The following is a 16,145-nucleotide window of genomic DNA, read 5'->3' as shown; positions in this document are numbered from 1 at the left end:
CGTCGGCGCCGGCGTCGTAGCCAAAATCATCGAGTAATCTCTCGACCGATTGAAAAAAACCCCCGCTCAGCGGGGGTTTTTTTTATTGGGTTGACACTAAATGGGGGCGTCTATAGAATCACGCCTCCTTTTAGCGGGCGTAGTGCGTCCGTTGGGAACAGCCTGGAGTCTGAAATCCAATGCAAAATCAGCAAATCCGTATCAGGTTGAAGGCTTTCGACCATCGCCTGATCGACCAATCCACCCAGGAAATCGTGGAAACCGCGAAACGTACTGGTGCACAAGTGCGTGGTCCAATTCCACTGCCTACCCGCAAAGAGCGTTTCACCGTTCTGGTTTCGCCGCACGTCAACAAAGACGCGCGTGACCAGTACGAGATCCGCACTCATAAGCGTGTTCTGGACATCGTCCAGCCAACGGATAAAACCGTTGACGCGCTGATGAAGCTTGATCTGGCGGCAGGTGTGGAAGTACAGATCAGCCTCGGCTAAGACTTCGGTCTAGTCGTGTAACGCTCTGAAATGGGCGGCCATAGCGGGTGAAAGCCCCGTACACTCATGAGGTTTACAACATGACTATTGGTGTAATCGGTCGCAAGTGCGGTATGACCCGCATTTTCACCGAAGAAGGTGTCTCCATTCCGGTCACGGTCATTGAGATCGAGCCGAATCGCGTCACCCAGTTCAAAACTGAAGAAACCGATGGCTACCGTGCAGTGCAAGTCACTGTCGGCGAGCGTCGTGCTTCGCGTGTGACTGCCGCTCAGGCAGGCCACTTCGCCAAGGCCAACGTTGCCGCTGGTCGCGGTGTTTGGGAGTTCCGTCTTGAAGAAGGCGATTTCCAGGCTGGCGATCTGATCAAAGCTGAACTCTTCACTGCAGGCCAGCTGGTTGACGTTACTGGTCAGTCCAAAGGTAAAGGCTTTGCCGGTACCATCAAGCGCTGGAACTTCCGTGGTCAGGACAACACCCACGGTAACTCCGTGTCGCACCGTGTTCCTGGTTCCATCGGCCAGTGCCAGACTCCTGGTCGTGTGTTCAAGGGCAAGAAAATGTCCGGTCACATGGGCGCCGAGCGCGTGACTGTTCAGTCCCTGGAAGTAGTTCGCGTAGACGCTGAACGCAACCTGCTGCTGATCAAAGGTGCCGTACCTGGCGCTACTGGTGGCGACGTGGTTGTACGTCCAGCTGTCAAGGCTCGCGGTTAAGGGGAAACTGACATGCAACTTAATGTAAATGACGCTCAGGCGATCGAAGTTTCCGAACTGACTTTCGGTGGCGAATTCAACGAGACGCTGGTTCACCAAGCAGTCGTGGCCTACATGGCTGGCGGCCGTCAGGGTACCAAGCAGCAGAAGACCCGTTCCGACGTGGCTGGTGGCGGTAAGCGCCCATGGCGTCAGAAGGGTACTGGCCGTGCTCGTGCTGGTACCACTCGTGGTCCGATCTGGCGTGGCGGTGGTGTAACCTTCGCAGCTCGCCCTCAAGATCACTCGCAGAAGCTCAACAAGAAGATGTACCGCGCAGCACTGCGCTCCATCCTCGCTGAGCTGGTGCGTAGCGACCGTCTGGTCGTGGTTCAGGACTTCGCTGTTGAAGCGCCAAAAACCAAAGATCTGCTGAACAAGCTGAACGGCATGGGTCTGAGCGATGTTTTGATCGTTTCCGACGCTGTTGATCAGAACCTGTACCTGGCTGCTCGTAACCTGCCGCACGTCGATGTACGTGACGTACAAGGTTCCGACCCGGTCAGTCTGATCGCATACGAGAAAGTGTTGATCACTGTCTCGGCCGTGAAGAAATTCGAGGAGCTGCTGGGATGAACCAGGAACGCGTATTCAAAGTCCTCCTTGGCCCGCACGTTTCCGAGAAGGCTACCGTTCTGGCTGAGAAAAAAGGCCAGTTCGTATTCAAGGTTGCTACCGATGCAACCAAGCTGGAAATCAAGAAAGCTGTCGAAGGCCTGTTCAACGTAAAAGTTGAAAACGTGTCGACTGTTAACGTTCTGGGTAAAACCAAGCGTACCGCACGTGGTCTGGGCAAGCGTAATGACTGGAAGAAGGCGATCGTCTCCCTTCAGCCAGGCCAAGATCTCGATTTCAGCAGCAGTGCTGAGTAAGGAAGGGGTGCATCATGGCAATCGTTAAATGCAAACCGACTTCCCCTGGCCGCCGTTTCGTGGTCAAGGTGGTCAACAAGGAGCTGCACAAAGGCGCTCCTCACGCACCGCTGATCGAGAAAAAATCGAAGTCTGGTGGTCGTAACAACAATGGCCGCATTACCACTCGTCACGTTGGTGGTGGTCATAAGCAGCATTACCGTCTGGTCGACTTCCGTCGCAACGACAAAGATGGCATCCCAGCCACTGTCGAGCGTATCGAATACGACCCGAACCGTACTGCTCACATCGCCCTGCTGTGCTACGCAGACGGTGAGCGTCGCTACATCATCGCCCCTAAAGGCGTGAGCGCTGGCGACCAGCTGATCGCAGGTGCACTGGCCCCAATCAAGGCCGGTAACTCCCTGCAGCTGCGCAACATTCCAGTAGGTAGCACCATCCACGGCATCGAACTGAAGCCGGGTAAAGGTGCACAGATCGCTCGTTCCGCTGGTGCTTCGGCTCAGCTGATCGCTCGCGAAGGTGTCTACGTGACCCTGCGTCTGCGCTCTGGTGAAATGCGTAAAGTCCTGGCTGAGTGCCGTGCGACCCTGGGCGAAGTCTCGAACTCCGAGCACAGCCTGCGTTCGCTGGGTAAAGCTGGTGCCAAACGCTGGCGCGGCGTTCGCCCAACCGTTCGTGGTGTTGCCATGAACCCGGTTGACCACCCACACGGTGGTGGTGAAGGTCGTACCTCCGGTGGTCGTCATCCGGTATCGCCATGGGGCTTCCCAACCAAGGGTGCTAAAACCCGTGGTAATAAGCGTACCGACAACATGATCGTCCGTCGTCGCAAGTAACTAGAGGGATACGACAGTGCCACGTTCTCTGAAAAAAGGTCCTTTTATCGATCTTCACCTGCTGAAGAAGGTCGAAGTGGCGGTGGAGAAGAATGATCGCAAGCCAGTTAAAACCTGGTCGCGTCGTTCGATGATCCTGCCACAAATGGTCGGTCTGACCATCGCGGTACACAACGGTCGTCAACATGTCCCAGTTCTGGTGAACGAAGACATGGTCGGCCACAAACTGGGCGAGTTCGCCGGTACCCGCACCTATCGCGGGCACGTGGCTGACAAGAAAGCCAAGCGTTAAGGGGTAAGGAAATGGAAGTAGCCGCTAAGTTGTCGGGCGCTCGAATCTCCGCCCAGAAAGCCCGCTTGGTCGCCGACCAGATCCGCGGGAAGAAGGTGGGCGAAGCGCTCAACCTGTTGGCCTTCAGCAGCAAAAAAGCTGCTGAAATCATGAAGAAAGTCCTCGAGTCGGCCGTAGCCAACGCCGAACACAACGAAGGCGCAGACGTTGATGACCTGAAGGTCTCCACCGTCTTCGTCAACGAAGGGCGTTCGCTGAAGCGCATCATGCCACGTGCCAAAGGCCGTGCTGATCGCATCGTCAAGCGGTCTTGCCATATCACTGTCAAGGTTGCGGACAAGTAACGGAGTCGATCAGATGGGTCAGAAAGTACATCCCACTGGCATTCGCCTGGGAATCGTCAAGGAGCACACCTCCGTCTGGTACGCAGACGGTGCTACTTACGCAGATTACCTGTTGAAGGATCTGAAAACGCGTGAGTACCTCCAAGACAAACTAAAAAGCGCGTCCGTAAGCCGTATCGATATTCATCGTCCGGCTCAAACTGCACGCATCACCATCCACACCGCTCGTCCAGGTATCGTTATCGGGAAGAAAGGTGAAGATGTCGAGAAGCTGCGTCAGGACCTGACCAAGCAGATGGGTGTGCCTGTGCACATCAACATCGAAGAGATCCGCAAGCCGGAACTCGACGCTATGCTGGTTGCGCAGAGCGTAGCTCAGCAGCTGGAACGCCGCGTAATGTTCCGTCGCGCCATGAAGCGCGCCGTACAGAACGCCATGCGTATTGGTGCCAAGGGCATCAAGATCCAGGTGAGCGGTCGTCTCGGCGGTGCTGAGATTGCTCGTACCGAGTGGTATCGCGAAGGTCGTGTGCCGCTGCACACCCTGCGTGCCGATATCGACTACAACACCTACGAAGCTCACACCACTTACGGTGTGATCGGTGTGAAGGTTTGGATCTTCAAAGGCGAAGTGATTGGTGGTCGCCAAGAAGAACTGAAACCACAAGCACCAGCGCCTCGTAAAAAAGCTGCTAAGTAAGGGGTACGCCAAATGTTGCAACCAAAGCGTACAAAATTCCGCAAGCAGATGACTGGCCACAACCGTGGTCTGGCACTGCGCGGTAGCAAAGTCAGCTTCGGCGAATTCGCCCTGAAAGCTGTTGCTCGCGGTCGCCTCACCGCTCGCCAGATCGAGTCCGCACGTCGTGCGCTGACCCGTCACGTTAAGCGTGGCGGCAAGATCTGGATCCGTGTGTTCCCGGACAAGCCGATCTCCAAGAAGCCTCTCGAGGTTCGTATGGGTAAAGGTAAGGGTTCCGTGGAGTACTGGGTTGCCCAGATCCAGCCAGGCAAAGTCCTGTACGAGATCGAGGGTGTTTCTGAAGAGCTGGCGCGCGAAGCTTTCGCCCTGGCTGCTGCAAAGCTGCCTCTCGCCACCTCCTTTGTTAAGCGGACGGTGATGTGATGAAAGCGAATGAACTTCGTGAAAAATCGGCACAGCAACTGAACGAGCAACTGCTCGGCTTGCTGCGCGACCAGTTCAATCTGCGTATGCAGAAAGCAACTGGCCAGTTGGGGCAGTCGCACCTGCTCTCGCAAGTTAAGCGTGACATCGCTCGCGTGAAAACTGTGCTCAACCAGCAGGCAGGTAAGTGATCATGGCTGAAGCTGAAAAAACCGTCCGTACGCTGACTGGCCGTGTCGTCAGCGACAAAATGGACAAGACCATCACCGTTCTGATCGAGCGTCGCGTCAAGCACCCGATCTACGGTAAATACGTTAAGCGTTCGACTAAGCTGCACGCGCACGACGAAACCAACCAGTGCAAAATCGGCGACAAGGTTTCCATTACCGAAACCCGTCCGCTGGCCAAGACCAAGTCCTGGGCACTGGTTGAAGTCCTCGAACGCGCTGTTGAAGTCTAAGGGCTAGGGGTCGGAGAAATTTTATGATTCAGACTCAATCCATGCTCGATGTGGCCGATAACAGCGGCGCTCGTCGCGTCATGTGCATCAAGGTGCTCGGCGGCTCGCACCGCCGCTACGCCGGCATCGGTGACATCATCAAAGTAACCGTCAAGGAAGCAATTCCGCGCGGTAAGGTCAAAAAAGGCCAGGTGATGACTGCTGTTGTCGTCCGTACCCGTCACGGTGTACGTCGCGCTGACGGTTCCATCATTCGTTTCGACGGCAACGCTGCTGTTCTGCTGAACACCAAGCAAGAGCCGATCGGCACTCGCATCTTCGGGCCAGTGACCCGTGAACTTCGTACCGAGAAGTTCATGAAGATCGTCTCGCTCGCCCCTGAAGTGCTGTAAGGAGATCCGACATGCAAAAGATTCGTCGTGACGACGAGATCATCGTGATCGCCGGCAAAGACAAAGGTAAGCGCGGTAAGGTGCTGAAGGTTCTGGCTGATGACCGTCTGGTCATCGGTGGCGTGAACCTGGTCAAGCGTCATACCAAGCCTAACCCGATGGCGGGCGTACAGGGCGGTATCGTCGAGAAAGAAGCGCCTCTGCACGCTTCCAACGTTGCCATCTTCAACGGTGAAACCAACAAGGCTGATCGCGTTGGCTTCAAAGTAGAAGACGGTAAAAAAATTCGTGTCTTCAAGTCGACCCAAAAAGCGGTTGATGCTTGAACACTGCTAGGTAGAAGACCATGGCACGACTGAAAGAGATTTACCGGAACGAAATCGCTCCTAAGCTTAAGGAAGAACTTAAGCTGTCGAACGTGATGGAAGTTCCGCGCGTTACCAAGATCACCCTGAACATGGGTCTGGGCGAAGCGATCGGCGACAAGAAAGTCATCGAGCACGCTGTTGCCGACCTGGAAAAGATCACCGGTCAAAAGCCGGTTGTGACTTTCGCTCGCAAGTCCATCGCTGGTTTCAAAGTCCGCGAAGGCTGGCCGATCGGCGTCAAGGTGACCCTGCGTAGCGACAAGATGTACGAATTCCTGGACCGCCTGCTGGCGATCTCCCTGCCTCGGGTCCGCGACTTCCGCGGCCTGAATGCCAAGTCCTTCGATGGCCGTGGCAACTACAGCATGGGCGTGAAAGAGCAGATCATCTTCCCGGAAATCGACTACGACAAGATCGATGCTCTGCGCGGTTTGGACATCACCCTGACCACCACTGCTCGTTCGGACGACGAAGGCCGCGCTCTGCTGCGTGCTTTCAAGTTCCCGTTCCGCAACTGATTGGAGTAGGAAAATGGCCAAGAAGAGCATGAAAAACCGCGAGCTGAAGCGTCAGCTCACGGTAGCCAAGTTCGCTAAGAAGCGTGCTGAACTGAAAGCGACCATCGTCAACGTCAACGCCTCTCCTGAAGAGCGTTTCGCTGCCGTAGTCGCTCTGCAGAAGCAGCCACGCGACGCTAGCGCTTCGCGCCTGCGCAACCGTTGCCGCCTGACCGGTCGTCCTCACGGTGTATACCGTAAGTTCGGCCTGGGCCGTAACATGCTGCGTCAAGCTGCAATGCGCGGTGACGTACCAGGTCTGGTCAAGGCCTCCTGGTAATCGCTGCAGGCAAGATCCCGGCGCAAGGGGAGCAATCTTCCGACCGCCGGTGACCTTGCCATCAAACAAGCCCCTACATGGGGCTTGTTTCGTTTCTACCTTGTGTCTAGAATGACCGGCTCACCTGAGCCTGGGGTTTTCCCCTGCCTGTTCGGGTGGTTGTGATAGCCGCAAGGCTAATAATTCTTGTATCAGGAGCATCTAGCCCATGAGTATGCAGGACCCGTTAGCGGACATGCTAACTCGCATCCGTAATGCCCAGATGGCTGAAAAGTCCGTCGTAAGCATGCCTTCCTCCACCCTGAAGGTCGCGGTTGCCAAAGTTCTGAAAGACGAAGGTTACATCGCTGGCTACCAGGTAACTGGTGAGGCCAAGCCTTCCCTGTCGATCGAACTGAAGTATTTCGAAGGCCGTCCGGTCATCGAAGAACTGAAGCGCTCCAGCCGTCCAGGCCTGCGCCAGTACAAGTCCGTCGCAGAGCTGCCGAAAGTACGTGGCGGTCTGGGCGTGTCTATCGTCTCCACCAACAAAGGTGTGATGACTGATCGCGCTGCGCGCGCTGCCGGTGTCGGCGGCGAAGTTCTGTGCACAGTGTTCTAAGGGGAGATAGGCATGTCTCGCGTCGCTAAGAACCCCGTTAAGCTGCCAGCAGGCGTCGAAGTCAAATTCGCCGGCCAGCAGCTTTCGGTGAAGGGTGCCAAAGGCACTCTCGAACTGAACGTTCACTCGTCTGTTGAAGTTACCGAAGAATCTGGCGAGCTGCGTTTCGTCGCTCGCAACGGTGACCAGCAAGCTCGCGCCATGGCCGGTACCACCCGCGCTCTGGTGAACAACATGGTCCAAGGCGTAAGCCAAGGCTTCGAGCGCAAGCTCCAGCTGGTCGGTGTTGGTTACAAGGCACAGGCTAAAGGCACCGTCCTGAACCTGGCTCTGGGCTTCTCGCACCCAGTGGACTACGAACTGCCAGCCGGTATCACCGCTGAAACCCCAAGCCAGACCGACATCCTGATCAAGGGTATCGACAAGCAGCTGGTGGGTCAGGTGGCCGCTGAAATCCGCGACTTCCGTCCGCCAGAGCCTTACAAAGGTAAAGGTGTGCGTTACGCGGACGAAGTAGTCCGTCGTAAAGAAGCCAAGAAGAAGTAGGGCCTAGTAAATGACCGACAAAAAAGTTATTCGACTGCGTCGCGCTCGCAAAGCACGTCTCAAGATGCACGAACTCGAAGTCGTGCGCCTGTGCGTGTTCCGCTCCTCGCAGCACATCTACGCCCAGGTCATTTCGGCCGACGGCAGCAAGGTTCTGGCAAGCGCCTCGACCTTGGACAAAGAACTGCGTGATGGCGCCACTGGCAACATCGACGCGGCCACTAAGGTTGGCAAGCTGGTAGCTGAGCGTGCGAAAGCCGCCGGTGTATCTCAAGTTGCCTTTGACCGTTCCGGCTTCAAGTACCATGGCCGCGTCAAAGCGCTGGCTGATGCTGCTCGTGAAGGCGGGCTGGAGTTCTAAGTTATGGCAAATAACGATCAAAAGCGCGACGAAGGCTACATCGAGAAGCTGGTTCAAGTTAACCGCGTTGCCAAAACCGTAAAAGGCGGCCGTATCTTCACCTTCACCGCGCTGACCGTGGTAGGTGATGGTAAAGGTCGTGTCGGCTTCGGCCGTGGCAAATCGCGCGAAGTACCAGCCGCGATCCAGAAAGCCATGGAAGCTGCCCGTCGCAACATGATCCAGGTTGACCTGAAGGGCACTACCCTGCAGTACGCCACCAAGGCTGCCCACGGCGCCTCGAAGGTTTACATGCAGCCTGCTTCGGAAGGTACCGGTATCATCGCCGGTGGCGCAATGCGTGCTGTCCTGGAAGTTGCTGGTGTTCAGAACGTTCTGGCCAAGTGCTACGGTTCGACCAACCCAGTGAACGTGGTTTACGCCACCTTCAAGGGTCTGAAAGCCATGCAATCTCCTGAATCCATTGCTGCCAAGCGCGGCAAGAGCGTCGAGGAGATCTTCTGATCATGGCAACCGTAAAAGTAACGCTGATCAAGAGCGTCTCGGGCCGTCTGCCTAACCACAAACTGTGTGTTAAAGGCCTGGGTCTGCGTCGCATCGGTCACACTGTAGAAGTCCAGGATACTCCCGAGAACCGCGGGATGATCAACAAGGCTTACTACATGCTGAAGGTCGAGGGCTAATCGATGAAACTCAATGATCTGAGTCCAGCGCCGGGTTCCCGTCGCGAGAAGCATCGTCCAGGTCGTGGTATCGGTAGCGGTCTGGGTAAGACCGGCGGCCGTGGCCACAAAGGTCAGACTTCCCGTTCGGGTGGTTCGATCGCTCCTGGCTTCGAAGGCGGTCAACAGCCGCTGCACCGTCGTCTGCCGAAGTTCGGCTTCGTTTCCCTGAAAGCCATGGACCGCGCTGAAGTGCGTCTGTCCGAGCTGGCCAAAGTGGAAGGCGACGTGATCTCCGTGCAATCCCTGAAGGATGCCAACGTGATCAACCAGCACATTCAGCGTGTGAAAATCATGCTGTCTGGCGAAGTTACTCGCGCAGTCACCATCAAGGGTATCGCAGCCACCAAGGGTGCGCGTGCGGCTATCGAAGCAGCTGGCGGCAAATTCGAGGAATAAATGGCTAAGCAAGGTGCTCTCTCTTCGCTCGGTAAGGGCGGGATGTCGGAACTCTGGGCTCGTCTGCGCTTTCTGTTCATGGCGATCATCGTCTATCGGATAGGCGCACATATCCCGGTGCCTGGCATCAATCCGGACCGTCTGGCGGATCTGTTTCGGCAGAATGAGGGGACCATTCTTAGCTTGTTCAACATGTTTTCCGGTGGCGCGCTCGAGCGCATGAGCATCTTTGCACTGGGGATCATGCCGTACATCTCGGCATCGATCATCATGCAGCTGATGACTGCGGTCAGCCCGCAACTGGAGCAGTTGAAGAAGGAAGGTGAAGCTGGCCGTCGCAAGATCAGCCAGTACACCCGCTACGGCACCGTTATCCTGGCACTGGTTCAAGCCATTGGCATGTCCATTGGCCTGGCCAACCAGGGCGTGGCGTTTTCTGTAGGCCTGGGCTTCCATGTCGTCGCCGTCTCCACCTTCGTGGCGGGCGCGATGTTCATGATGTGGCTGGGCGAGCAGATCACCGAGCGCGGTGTGGGCAACGGTATCTCGATGTTGATCTTCGCGGGTATCGTTGCCGGTCTTCCGAGAGCAATCGGGCAGTCTTTCGAGTCTGCACGCACAGGCGATATCAACATTTTCGCCCTGGTCGCAATCGGTTTGCTGGCAGTAGCGATTATCGGTTTCGTGGTGTTCATTGAGCGTGGTCAGCGTCGTATCGCCGTTCACTACGCCAAGCGTCAGCAGGGCCGCAAGGTCTTCGCTGCGCAGACCAGCCACTTGCCGTTGAAGGTGAACATGGCGGGGGTTATCCCGGCCATTTTCGCGAGCAGCATTTTGCTGTTCCCGGCTTCGCTGGGTGCCTGGTTCGGTCAGTCCGAAGGTATGGGCTGGCTGCAGGACATCTCGCAGTCGATCGCTCCTGGTCAGCCGTTGAACATTCTGCTGTTTAGTGCAGGGATCATTTTCTTCTGCTTCTTCTACACAGCGTTGATGTTCAACCCGAAAGACGTAGCGGAAAACCTGAAGAAGTCCGGTGCCTTTATTCCGGGTATCCGTCCTGGTGAGCAGTCGGCACGCTACATTGATGGCGTACTGACCCGTTTGACCATGTTCGGTGCTCTTTACATGATGGCCGTCTGCCTTCTGCCCCAGTTCCTGGTGGTGGCAGCAAATGTGCCGTTCTACCTTGGCGGGACCTCGTTGCTGATTGTGGTAGTGGTTGTGATGGACTTCATGTCCCAAGTACAATCGCACCTCGTTTCGCACCAGTACGAATCCCTGATGAAGAAAGCCAACCTGAAAGGCTACGGTGGCAGCGGCCTGCTGCGCTGATACGCCCCTAAGGTTCGAGGAGTCGGTAATGAAAGTTCGTGCATCGGTGAAAAAGCTGTGCCGCAACTGCAAGATCATCCGTCGCGAAGGCGTCGTACGAGTGATCTGCAGCGCGGAACCGCGTCACAAACAGCGCCAAGGCTGAGTGTGATCTGCGCTTCAAACCCAGCAGCTAGTGTGCTGCTGGGTTGATTATTCGTTTCTACAGCGATATTATCTCGCGCCCTATTTCTTGGCTTCCGGGGCGTAGGTAGCTGTCAATTGGAGTCCCACTGAATGGCCCGTATTGCAGGCGTCAACATTCCAGATAACAAGCATACTGTTATCTCGCTGACCTACATCTATGGTGTCGGTCGCACAACTGCACAGAAGATCTGTGTAGACGCTGGTGTAAACCCAGCCGCAAAGATCAAGGATCTGAGCGACGAGCAAATCGAAACCCTGCGTGGCGAAGTCGCGAAGTTCACCACTGAAGGTGACCTGCGTCGTGACGTCAACATGAAGATCAAGCGCTTGATGGACCTGGGTTGCTACCGCGGCCTGCGTCATCGTAAAGGTCTGCCGGTTCGCGGTCAGCGCACCAAGACCAACGCACGCACCCGTAAGGGCCCGCGTAAGCCGATCCGCAAGTAATCGCCCAGGAATATAGACATGGCAAAACCTGCTGCTCGTCCTCGTAAAAAAGTTAAAAAGACAGTGGTTGATGGCATCGCCCACATCCATGCATCTTTCAACAACACCATCGTGACCATCACCGACCGTCAGGGCAATGCTTTGTCCTGGGCGACCTCCGGTGGTTCGGGTTTCCGTGGTTCGCGCAAATCCACCCCGTTCGCAGCTCAGATTGCTGCTGAGCGTGCTGGTCAAGCTGCGCTGGAATACGGTCTGAAAAACCTCGACGTAAACGTCAAGGGTCCAGGTCCAGGTCGTGAGTCCGCCGTTCGTGCATTGAACAGCTGCGGCTACAAGATCGCCAGCATCACCGACGTGACGCCTATCCCGCACAACGGGTGCCGTCCGCCGAAGAAGCGTCGCGTGTAATCAGGAGACAGAAGAATGGCACGTTACATTGGTCCAAAATGCAAACTGTCTCGTCGTGAAGGCACTGACCTGTTCCTGAAGAGCGGCGTTCGCGCTCTGGAATCGAAGTGCAACATCGAAGCAGCCCCAGGTATCCACGGCCAGCGCCGTGGCCGTCAGTCCGACTACGGCACCCAGCTGCGTGAGAAACAAAAAGTTCGTCGTATCTACGGTGTTCTGGAGCGTCAGTTCCGCGGTTACTACCAAGCTGCTGCCTCGAAAAAAGGCGCAACCGGTGAGAACCTGCTGCAACTGCTCGAGTGCCGTCTGGATAACGTCGTTTACCGTATGGGCTTCGGCTCGACTCGTTCCGAGTCCCGTCAGCTGGTTTCGCACAAAGCGATCAGCGTCAACGGTAAGACTGTAAACATTCCATCCTACCAAGTTCGTCCGGGTGACGTGGTCGCGGTTCGCGAGAAGTCGCTGAGCCAGCTGCGCATTGTTCAAGCCCTTGAACTCTGCGCCCAGCGTGGCCGCGTTGAGTGGGTTGACGTGGATGCTGCCAAAAAGTCGGGCGTTTTCAAGAACGTTCCTGCTCGCAGCGACCTGTCTGCCGACATCAACGAGAACCTGATTGTCGAGCTCTACTCCAAGTAAGGGCTAGAAAATAGGTGCATCCATGCAGATTTCGGTAAATGAGTTCCTGACTCCCCGCCATATTGATGTGCAGGTAGTCAGTCCGACCCGCGCCAAGATTACGCTCGAGCCTCTCGAGCGTGGTTTCGGCCATACCCTGGGCAACGCGCTGCGCCGCATCCTGTTGTCCTCCATGCCTGGCTGTGCAGTAGTCGAGGCCGAGATCGATGGCGTACTCCATGAGTATTCCGCGATCGAAGGTGTTCAGGAAGACGTCATTGAAATCCTGTTGAACCTGAAAGGCCTGGCTATCAAACTGCACGGTCGTGACGAAGTTACGCTGACCTTGTCGAAAAAGGGTTCGGGGGTGGTTACCGCTGCCGATATTCAGCTGGATCACGATGTCGAGATCGTCAACCCCGATCACGTAATCGCGAACCTGGCGTCGAACGGCGCCCTGAACATGAAGCTCACTGTAGCTCGTGGTCGTGGTTACGAGCCGGCCGACTCCCGTCAAACCGACGAAGACGAAAGCCGTAGCATTGGCCGTCTGCAGTTGGACGCTTCGTTCAGCCCGGTGCGTCGTATCGCCTATGTGGTCGAGAACGCCCGTGTTGAACAGCGTACCAACCTGGACAAACTGGTCATTGATCTGGAAACCAACGGCACCCTGGACCCTGAAGAGGCTATCCGCCGCGCTGCGACCATCCTGCAACAGCAGCTGGCCGCGTTCGTCGACCTCAAAGGTGACAGCGAGCCTGTCGTAGTCGAGCAGGAAGACGAGATCGATCCGATCCTGCTGCGTCCGGTTGACGACCTGGAACTGACTGTACGTTCGGCCAACTGCCTGAAGGCGGAGAACATCTACTACATCGGCGACCTGATTCAGCGTACCGAAGTAGAGCTGTTGAAAACTCCTAACCTCGGCAAGAAGTCCCTGACTGAAATCAAGGACGTCCTGGCCTCTCGTGGTCTGTCTCTCGGCATGCGCCTCGACAACTGGCCGCCTGCAAGTCTTAAGAAAGACGACAAGGCGACCGCCTGATCGTCGTAATCACCGAACGTAGTGTTTGGTAAGGAATGAATCATGCGTCATCGTAAAAGTGGACGTCACCTGAGCCGTACCAGCTCTCACCGCAAGGCTATGTTCCAGAACATGGCAGTGTCGCTGATCGAGCACGAGCTGATCAAAACCACCCTGCCGAAAGCCAAGGAACTGCGCCGCGTTGCCGAGCCGCTGATCACCCTGGCCAAGGAAGACAGCGTTGCTAACCGTCGTCTGGCCTTCGACCGTACCCGTTCGAAGTCCGCTGTTGGCAAACTGTTCAACGACCTGGGCAAGCGCTACGCCACCCGTCAGGGCGGCTACCTGCGCATCCTGAAGTGCGGTTTCCGCGCTGGCGACAACGCGCCTATGGCGTACGTCGAGCTGGTTGATCGTCCTGTCGGCGGTGCTGTAGAAGCTGCTGAGTAAGACGTTCTGTCTGCTACAAAGAACCGGGCCTAGTGCCCGGTTTTTTGTGTCTGCAACTATTGTTTGTTTCTATTGATACAAGTCATCTAATGAATTTGTTCTCGTAGTCCGGCTCATCGATACTCTCCCCATAGCCGATCAGCCGGCGTTCCAAGACCGATAAGGAGAGCCCATGAGCAAGACTCTTACCACCGCCAGCGGTGCACCAGTAGCCGACAACCAGAACTCCCGCTCCGCCGGCCCACGTGGCCCATTGTTGCTCGACGACTTCCACCTCATCGAGAAGCTCGCCCATTTCAATCGCGAGAACATTCCGGAGCGCCGCGTACACGCCAAGGGTTCGGGTGCATACGGCACCTTCACCGTCACCCGCGATATAACGGCCTACACCAGCGCCAAGCTTTTCGGCGAAATCGGCAAGCAAACCGAAACCTTCCTGCGTTTTTCCACCGTCGGTGGCGAGCGTGGTTCAGCCGATACCGAGCGTGACCCGCGTGGCTTCGCTGTAAAGTTTTATACCGAAGAAGGCAACTGGGACATTGTGGGCAACAACACCCCCGTGTTCTTCATTCGCGACCCGTTGAAGTTCCCGGACTTTATCCACACCCAGAAGCGCCACCCACAGACCAACCTCAAGAATGCCCAGATGATGTGGGACTTCTGGTCGCATTCGCCTGAAGCGCTGCACCAGGTAACCATTCTGTTCTCGGATAGAGGCATCCCGGATGGCTATCGCCATATGCACGGCTTTGGCAGCCACACTTACAGCCTGATCAACCAGAAAGGCGAGCGCACCTGGGTGAAGTGGCACTTCAAGACCCAGCAAGGCATCAAGAACCTCGCCCCCGCAGAAGCGGCGCGCCTGGCCGGTACCGATCCGGACTATGCGCAGCGCGACTTGTTTGCAGCCATCGAGCGTGGTGACTACCCGCGTTGGACCGTGTGCATGCAGGTCATGAGCGAAGCGGAGGCGGCGAGCCGTAAGGAAAACCCGTTCGACGTCACCAAAACCTGGTCGCAGAAGGACTACCCGCTGATCGAGGTGGGGGTGCTGGAGCTTAACCGGAACCCGCTCAACTATTTCGCTGAAGTCGAGCAAGCAGCGTTTGGGCCTAGCAACATGGTGCCTGGCGTTGGTCTGTCACCCGACCGCATGCTGCAGGGCCGCGTATTCGCCTACGCTGACGCCCACCGCTACCGTGTCGGTACCAACCACCAGCAACTGCCGGTGAATGCACCGCGCTGCGCTGTGAACAGCTACCAGCGCGACGGCTCCATGGCGACCGGCAGTTATGGTGCGGCGCCGAATTACGAGCCTAATAGCTACGCCGACGCACCCAAGCAGTCACCGCGTCACGCTGAACCTGCACTGGCGCTCACCGGTGCAGCGGACCGCCATGATCACCGTGAGGACAACGACTACTACAGCCACGCCGGCGCGCTGTTCCGCTTGATGAGCAACGAGCAGAAGGCGCTGCTGATCAGCAACATCGCCGGGGCGATGGCAGGGGTCAGTGACGATGTCATCCAGCGCCAGTTGCAGTATTTCTTCATGGCTGACCCGGCCTATGGCGAAGGTATCGCCAAGGCGTTGGGCGTGAATCTCGCTTAACTCGAAGTGATAAGAAGAACCGCCCTCATTTGGGCGGTTTTTCAATGAATATCACTACTGTTTAGCCGATTTTTTGCCCGGATTGCGCCTTTTCCAGTGACCTTCGGCAAAAGCTGGTTCACACTATGCGGCATAGAAGCTTCCACATGGAGAAACAGGGCGATGCAAGGCCATCCGGACGTAATCAACTACCTCGTCACGCTGCTGAAGGGCGAACTGGCGGCACGCGACCAGTACTTCATTCATTCGCGCATGTACGAAGACTGGGGCCTGTCCAAACTCTACGAGCGTATCAACCACGAGATGGAAGAAGAGGCGCAACACGCTGATGCGCTGATGCGTCGTATCCTCATGCTGGAAGGTACGCCTGACATGCGTGCAGACGACCTGGAAGTCGGCAGCACCGTGCCGGAAATGATCGAAGCCGACCTCAAGCTTGAATACAAAGTGCGCGCTGCGTTGTGCAAAGGCATCGAGTTGTGCGAATTGCACAAGGACTATGTCAGCCGCGACATTCTGCGTGCGCAGTTGGCCGACACTGAAGAAGATCATACCTACTGGCTGGAAAAGCAGCAGGGTCTGATCAAGGCCATTGGCCTGGAGAACTACCTGCAATCGCAGATGTAATAGCCGGGGGCTGCTTTGCAGCCCATCGCGACACAAGGC

At 56.5% G+C, this 16,145-nt stretch carries 30 protein-coding genes; all 30 read left to right on the top strand.

All coding sequences use genetic code 11. The features are described from left to right. Nucleotides 1-179: 179 nt before the first annotated feature. The 30 genes from rpsJ (at nt 180) to bfr (ending at nt 16,106) form a co-directional block, all read left to right on the top strand. The gene (rpsJ, locus tag B3361_RS21540) at nt 180-491 is read left to right on the top strand and encodes a 30S ribosomal protein S10 (protein WP_003186070.1); all 312 of its coding nucleotides are present in this window, start codon (nt 180-182) and stop codon (nt 489-491) included. Between the two features lie 80 nt (nt 492-571). After that, nucleotides 572-1,207, top strand: coding sequence for a 50S ribosomal protein L3 (gene rplC / locus B3361_RS21535; protein ID WP_003255486.1), 636 nt, complete (start codon nt 572-574; stop codon nt 1,205-1,207). A gap of 12 nt (nt 1,208-1,219) precedes the next feature. Continuing rightward, nucleotides 1,220-1,822, top strand: coding sequence for a 50S ribosomal protein L4 (gene rplD / locus B3361_RS21530; protein WP_003255485.1), 603 nt, complete (start codon nt 1,220-1,222; stop codon nt 1,820-1,822). After that, entirely contained in the window at nt 1,819-2,118 is a 300-nt protein-coding gene (gene rplW / locus B3361_RS21525; RefSeq protein ID WP_003255484.1) for a 50S ribosomal protein L23, read from the top strand. Before rplD ends, rplW begins: the two co-directional genes overlap by 4 nt. A gap of 14 nt (nt 2,119-2,132) precedes the next feature. Continuing rightward, nucleotides 2,133-2,957, top strand: coding sequence for a 50S ribosomal protein L2 (rplB, locus tag B3361_RS21520; protein ID WP_003255483.1), 825 nt, complete (start codon nt 2,133-2,135; stop codon nt 2,955-2,957). A 16-nt stretch (nt 2,958-2,973) separates the two neighbouring features. Further along, complete coding sequence (gene rpsS, locus B3361_RS21515; protein ID WP_003255482.1) at nt 2,974-3,249, top strand: 30S ribosomal protein S19; 276 nt, start codon at nt 2,974-2,976, stop codon at nt 3,247-3,249. 11 nt (nt 3,250-3,260) lie between these two features. After that, nucleotides 3,261-3,593, top strand: coding sequence for a 50S ribosomal protein L22 (gene rplV, locus B3361_RS21510; RefSeq protein WP_003103908.1), 333 nt, complete (start codon nt 3,261-3,263; stop codon nt 3,591-3,593). Between the two features lie 13 nt (nt 3,594-3,606). After that, entirely contained in the window at nt 3,607-4,293 is a 687-nt protein-coding gene (gene rpsC / locus B3361_RS21505) for a 30S ribosomal protein S3 (RefSeq protein ID WP_003255481.1), read from the top strand. Nucleotides 4,294-4,305: 12 nt separating this feature from the next. Then, nucleotides 4,306-4,719, top strand: coding sequence for a 50S ribosomal protein L16 (rplP, locus tag B3361_RS21500; RefSeq protein ID WP_003255479.1), 414 nt, complete (start codon nt 4,306-4,308; stop codon nt 4,717-4,719). Continuing rightward, the gene (gene rpmC / locus B3361_RS21495; protein WP_002555481.1) at nt 4,719-4,910 is read left to right on the top strand and encodes a 50S ribosomal protein L29; all 192 of its coding nucleotides are present in this window, start codon (nt 4,719-4,721) and stop codon (nt 4,908-4,910) included. The genes rplP and rpmC overlap by 1 nt, the downstream gene beginning before the upstream one ends. 2 nt (nt 4,911-4,912) lie before the next feature. Then, nucleotides 4,913-5,179, top strand: coding sequence for a 30S ribosomal protein S17 (gene rpsQ / locus B3361_RS21490; RefSeq protein ID WP_023534981.1), 267 nt, complete (start codon nt 4,913-4,915; stop codon nt 5,177-5,179). Nucleotides 5,180-5,202: 23 nt separating this feature from the next. Next, on the top strand, nt 5,203-5,571 hold the full coding sequence (gene rplN / locus B3361_RS21485; RefSeq protein ID WP_008089810.1) for a 50S ribosomal protein L14: 369 nt from the start codon (nt 5,203-5,205) through the stop codon (nt 5,569-5,571). Between the two features lie 11 nt (nt 5,572-5,582). Then, entirely contained in the window at nt 5,583-5,897 is a 315-nt protein-coding gene (gene rplX, locus B3361_RS21480; RefSeq protein WP_003255476.1) for a 50S ribosomal protein L24, read from the top strand. A gap of 20 nt (nt 5,898-5,917) precedes the next feature. After that, entirely contained in the window at nt 5,918-6,457 is a 540-nt protein-coding gene (gene rplE, locus B3361_RS21475) for a 50S ribosomal protein L5 (protein WP_003255474.1), read from the top strand. A gap of 13 nt (nt 6,458-6,470) precedes the next feature. Then, a complete protein-coding gene (gene rpsN, locus B3361_RS21470) occupies nt 6,471-6,776 on the top strand; it encodes a 30S ribosomal protein S14 (protein WP_009681970.1) in 306 nt (101 codons plus the stop codon). A 208-nt stretch (nt 6,777-6,984) separates the two neighbouring features. Then, nucleotides 6,985-7,377 carry a 30S ribosomal protein S8 gene (gene rpsH, locus B3361_RS21465; protein WP_009681971.1) on the top strand — a complete coding sequence of 131 codons (393 nt, stop codon included), beginning with the start codon at nt 6,985-6,987 and terminating at the stop codon, nt 7,375-7,377. Between the two features lie 12 nt (nt 7,378-7,389). Beyond that, nucleotides 7,390-7,923 (top strand): 50S ribosomal protein L6, encoded by a 534-nt coding sequence (rplF, locus tag B3361_RS21460; protein WP_009681972.1) that lies wholly within the window; start codon nt 7,390-7,392, stop codon nt 7,921-7,923. A gap of 10 nt (nt 7,924-7,933) precedes the next feature. After that, complete coding sequence (rplR, locus tag B3361_RS21455; protein WP_009681973.1) at nt 7,934-8,284, top strand: 50S ribosomal protein L18; 351 nt, start codon at nt 7,934-7,936, stop codon at nt 8,282-8,284. Between the two features lie 3 nt (nt 8,285-8,287). Beyond that, nucleotides 8,288-8,788, top strand: coding sequence for a 30S ribosomal protein S5 (gene rpsE, locus B3361_RS21450; protein ID WP_003255465.1), 501 nt, complete (start codon nt 8,288-8,290; stop codon nt 8,786-8,788). Between the two features lie 2 nt (nt 8,789-8,790). Continuing rightward, nucleotides 8,791-8,967, top strand: coding sequence for a 50S ribosomal protein L30 (gene rpmD / locus B3361_RS21445; RefSeq protein ID WP_003255463.1), 177 nt, complete (start codon nt 8,791-8,793; stop codon nt 8,965-8,967). A 3-nt stretch (nt 8,968-8,970) separates the two neighbouring features. Further along, nucleotides 8,971-9,405: a 50S ribosomal protein L15 gene (gene rplO / locus B3361_RS21440; protein WP_003255461.1), complete on the top strand. Its 435-nt coding sequence runs from the start codon at nt 8,971-8,973 to the stop codon at nt 9,403-9,405. Continuing rightward, nucleotides 9,406-10,737 (top strand): preprotein translocase subunit SecY, encoded by a 1,332-nt coding sequence (gene secY, locus B3361_RS21435; protein ID WP_003257108.1) that lies wholly within the window; start codon nt 9,406-9,408, stop codon nt 10,735-10,737. A gap of 28 nt (nt 10,738-10,765) precedes the next feature. Further along, nucleotides 10,766-10,882, top strand: a complete 117-nt coding sequence (gene rpmJ / locus B3361_RS21430; RefSeq protein ID WP_002555468.1) for a 50S ribosomal protein L36 — start codon at nt 10,766-10,768, stop codon at nt 10,880-10,882. Nucleotides 10,883-11,013: 131 nt separating this feature from the next. Further along, nucleotides 11,014-11,370 carry a 30S ribosomal protein S13 gene (rpsM, locus tag B3361_RS21425; RefSeq protein WP_009681976.1) on the top strand — a complete coding sequence of 119 codons (357 nt, stop codon included), beginning with the start codon at nt 11,014-11,016 and terminating at the stop codon, nt 11,368-11,370. 18 nt (nt 11,371-11,388) lie between these two features. Next, on the top strand, nt 11,389-11,778 hold the full coding sequence (gene rpsK, locus B3361_RS21420; RefSeq protein WP_003255454.1) for a 30S ribosomal protein S11: 390 nt from the start codon (nt 11,389-11,391) through the stop codon (nt 11,776-11,778). 15 nt (nt 11,779-11,793) lie between these two features. Then, nucleotides 11,794-12,414, top strand: a complete 621-nt coding sequence (gene rpsD, locus B3361_RS21415) for a 30S ribosomal protein S4 (protein ID WP_009681977.1) — start codon at nt 11,794-11,796, stop codon at nt 12,412-12,414. A 22-nt stretch (nt 12,415-12,436) separates the two neighbouring features. Next, on the top strand, nt 12,437-13,438 hold the full coding sequence (locus B3361_RS21410; RefSeq protein WP_003255452.1) for a DNA-directed RNA polymerase subunit alpha: 1,002 nt from the start codon (nt 12,437-12,439) through the stop codon (nt 13,436-13,438). Nucleotides 13,439-13,480: 42 nt separating this feature from the next. Beyond that, complete coding sequence (gene rplQ, locus B3361_RS21405) at nt 13,481-13,867, top strand: 50S ribosomal protein L17 (RefSeq protein ID WP_003255451.1); 387 nt, start codon at nt 13,481-13,483, stop codon at nt 13,865-13,867. A 172-nt stretch (nt 13,868-14,039) separates the two neighbouring features. Beyond that, nucleotides 14,040-15,479 (top strand): catalase, encoded by a 1,440-nt coding sequence (locus B3361_RS21400; RefSeq protein ID WP_054904980.1) that lies wholly within the window; start codon nt 14,040-14,042, stop codon nt 15,477-15,479. Nucleotides 15,480-15,641: 162 nt separating this feature from the next. Further along, nucleotides 15,642-16,106, top strand: coding sequence for a bacterioferritin (gene bfr, locus B3361_RS21395; RefSeq protein WP_009681979.1), 465 nt, complete (start codon nt 15,642-15,644; stop codon nt 16,104-16,106). Nucleotides 16,107-16,145 lie beyond the last annotated feature (39 nt).

This window comes from Pseudomonas sp. UBA6699, assembly GCF_002454615.1.
Taxonomy (GTDB): Bacteria; Pseudomonadota; Gammaproteobacteria; order Pseudomonadales; family Pseudomonadaceae; genus Aquipseudomonas; species Aquipseudomonas juntendi.
Note: the sequence above shows the minus strand (reverse complement) of the source record. Positions and strands in the feature narration are given on the sequence as shown.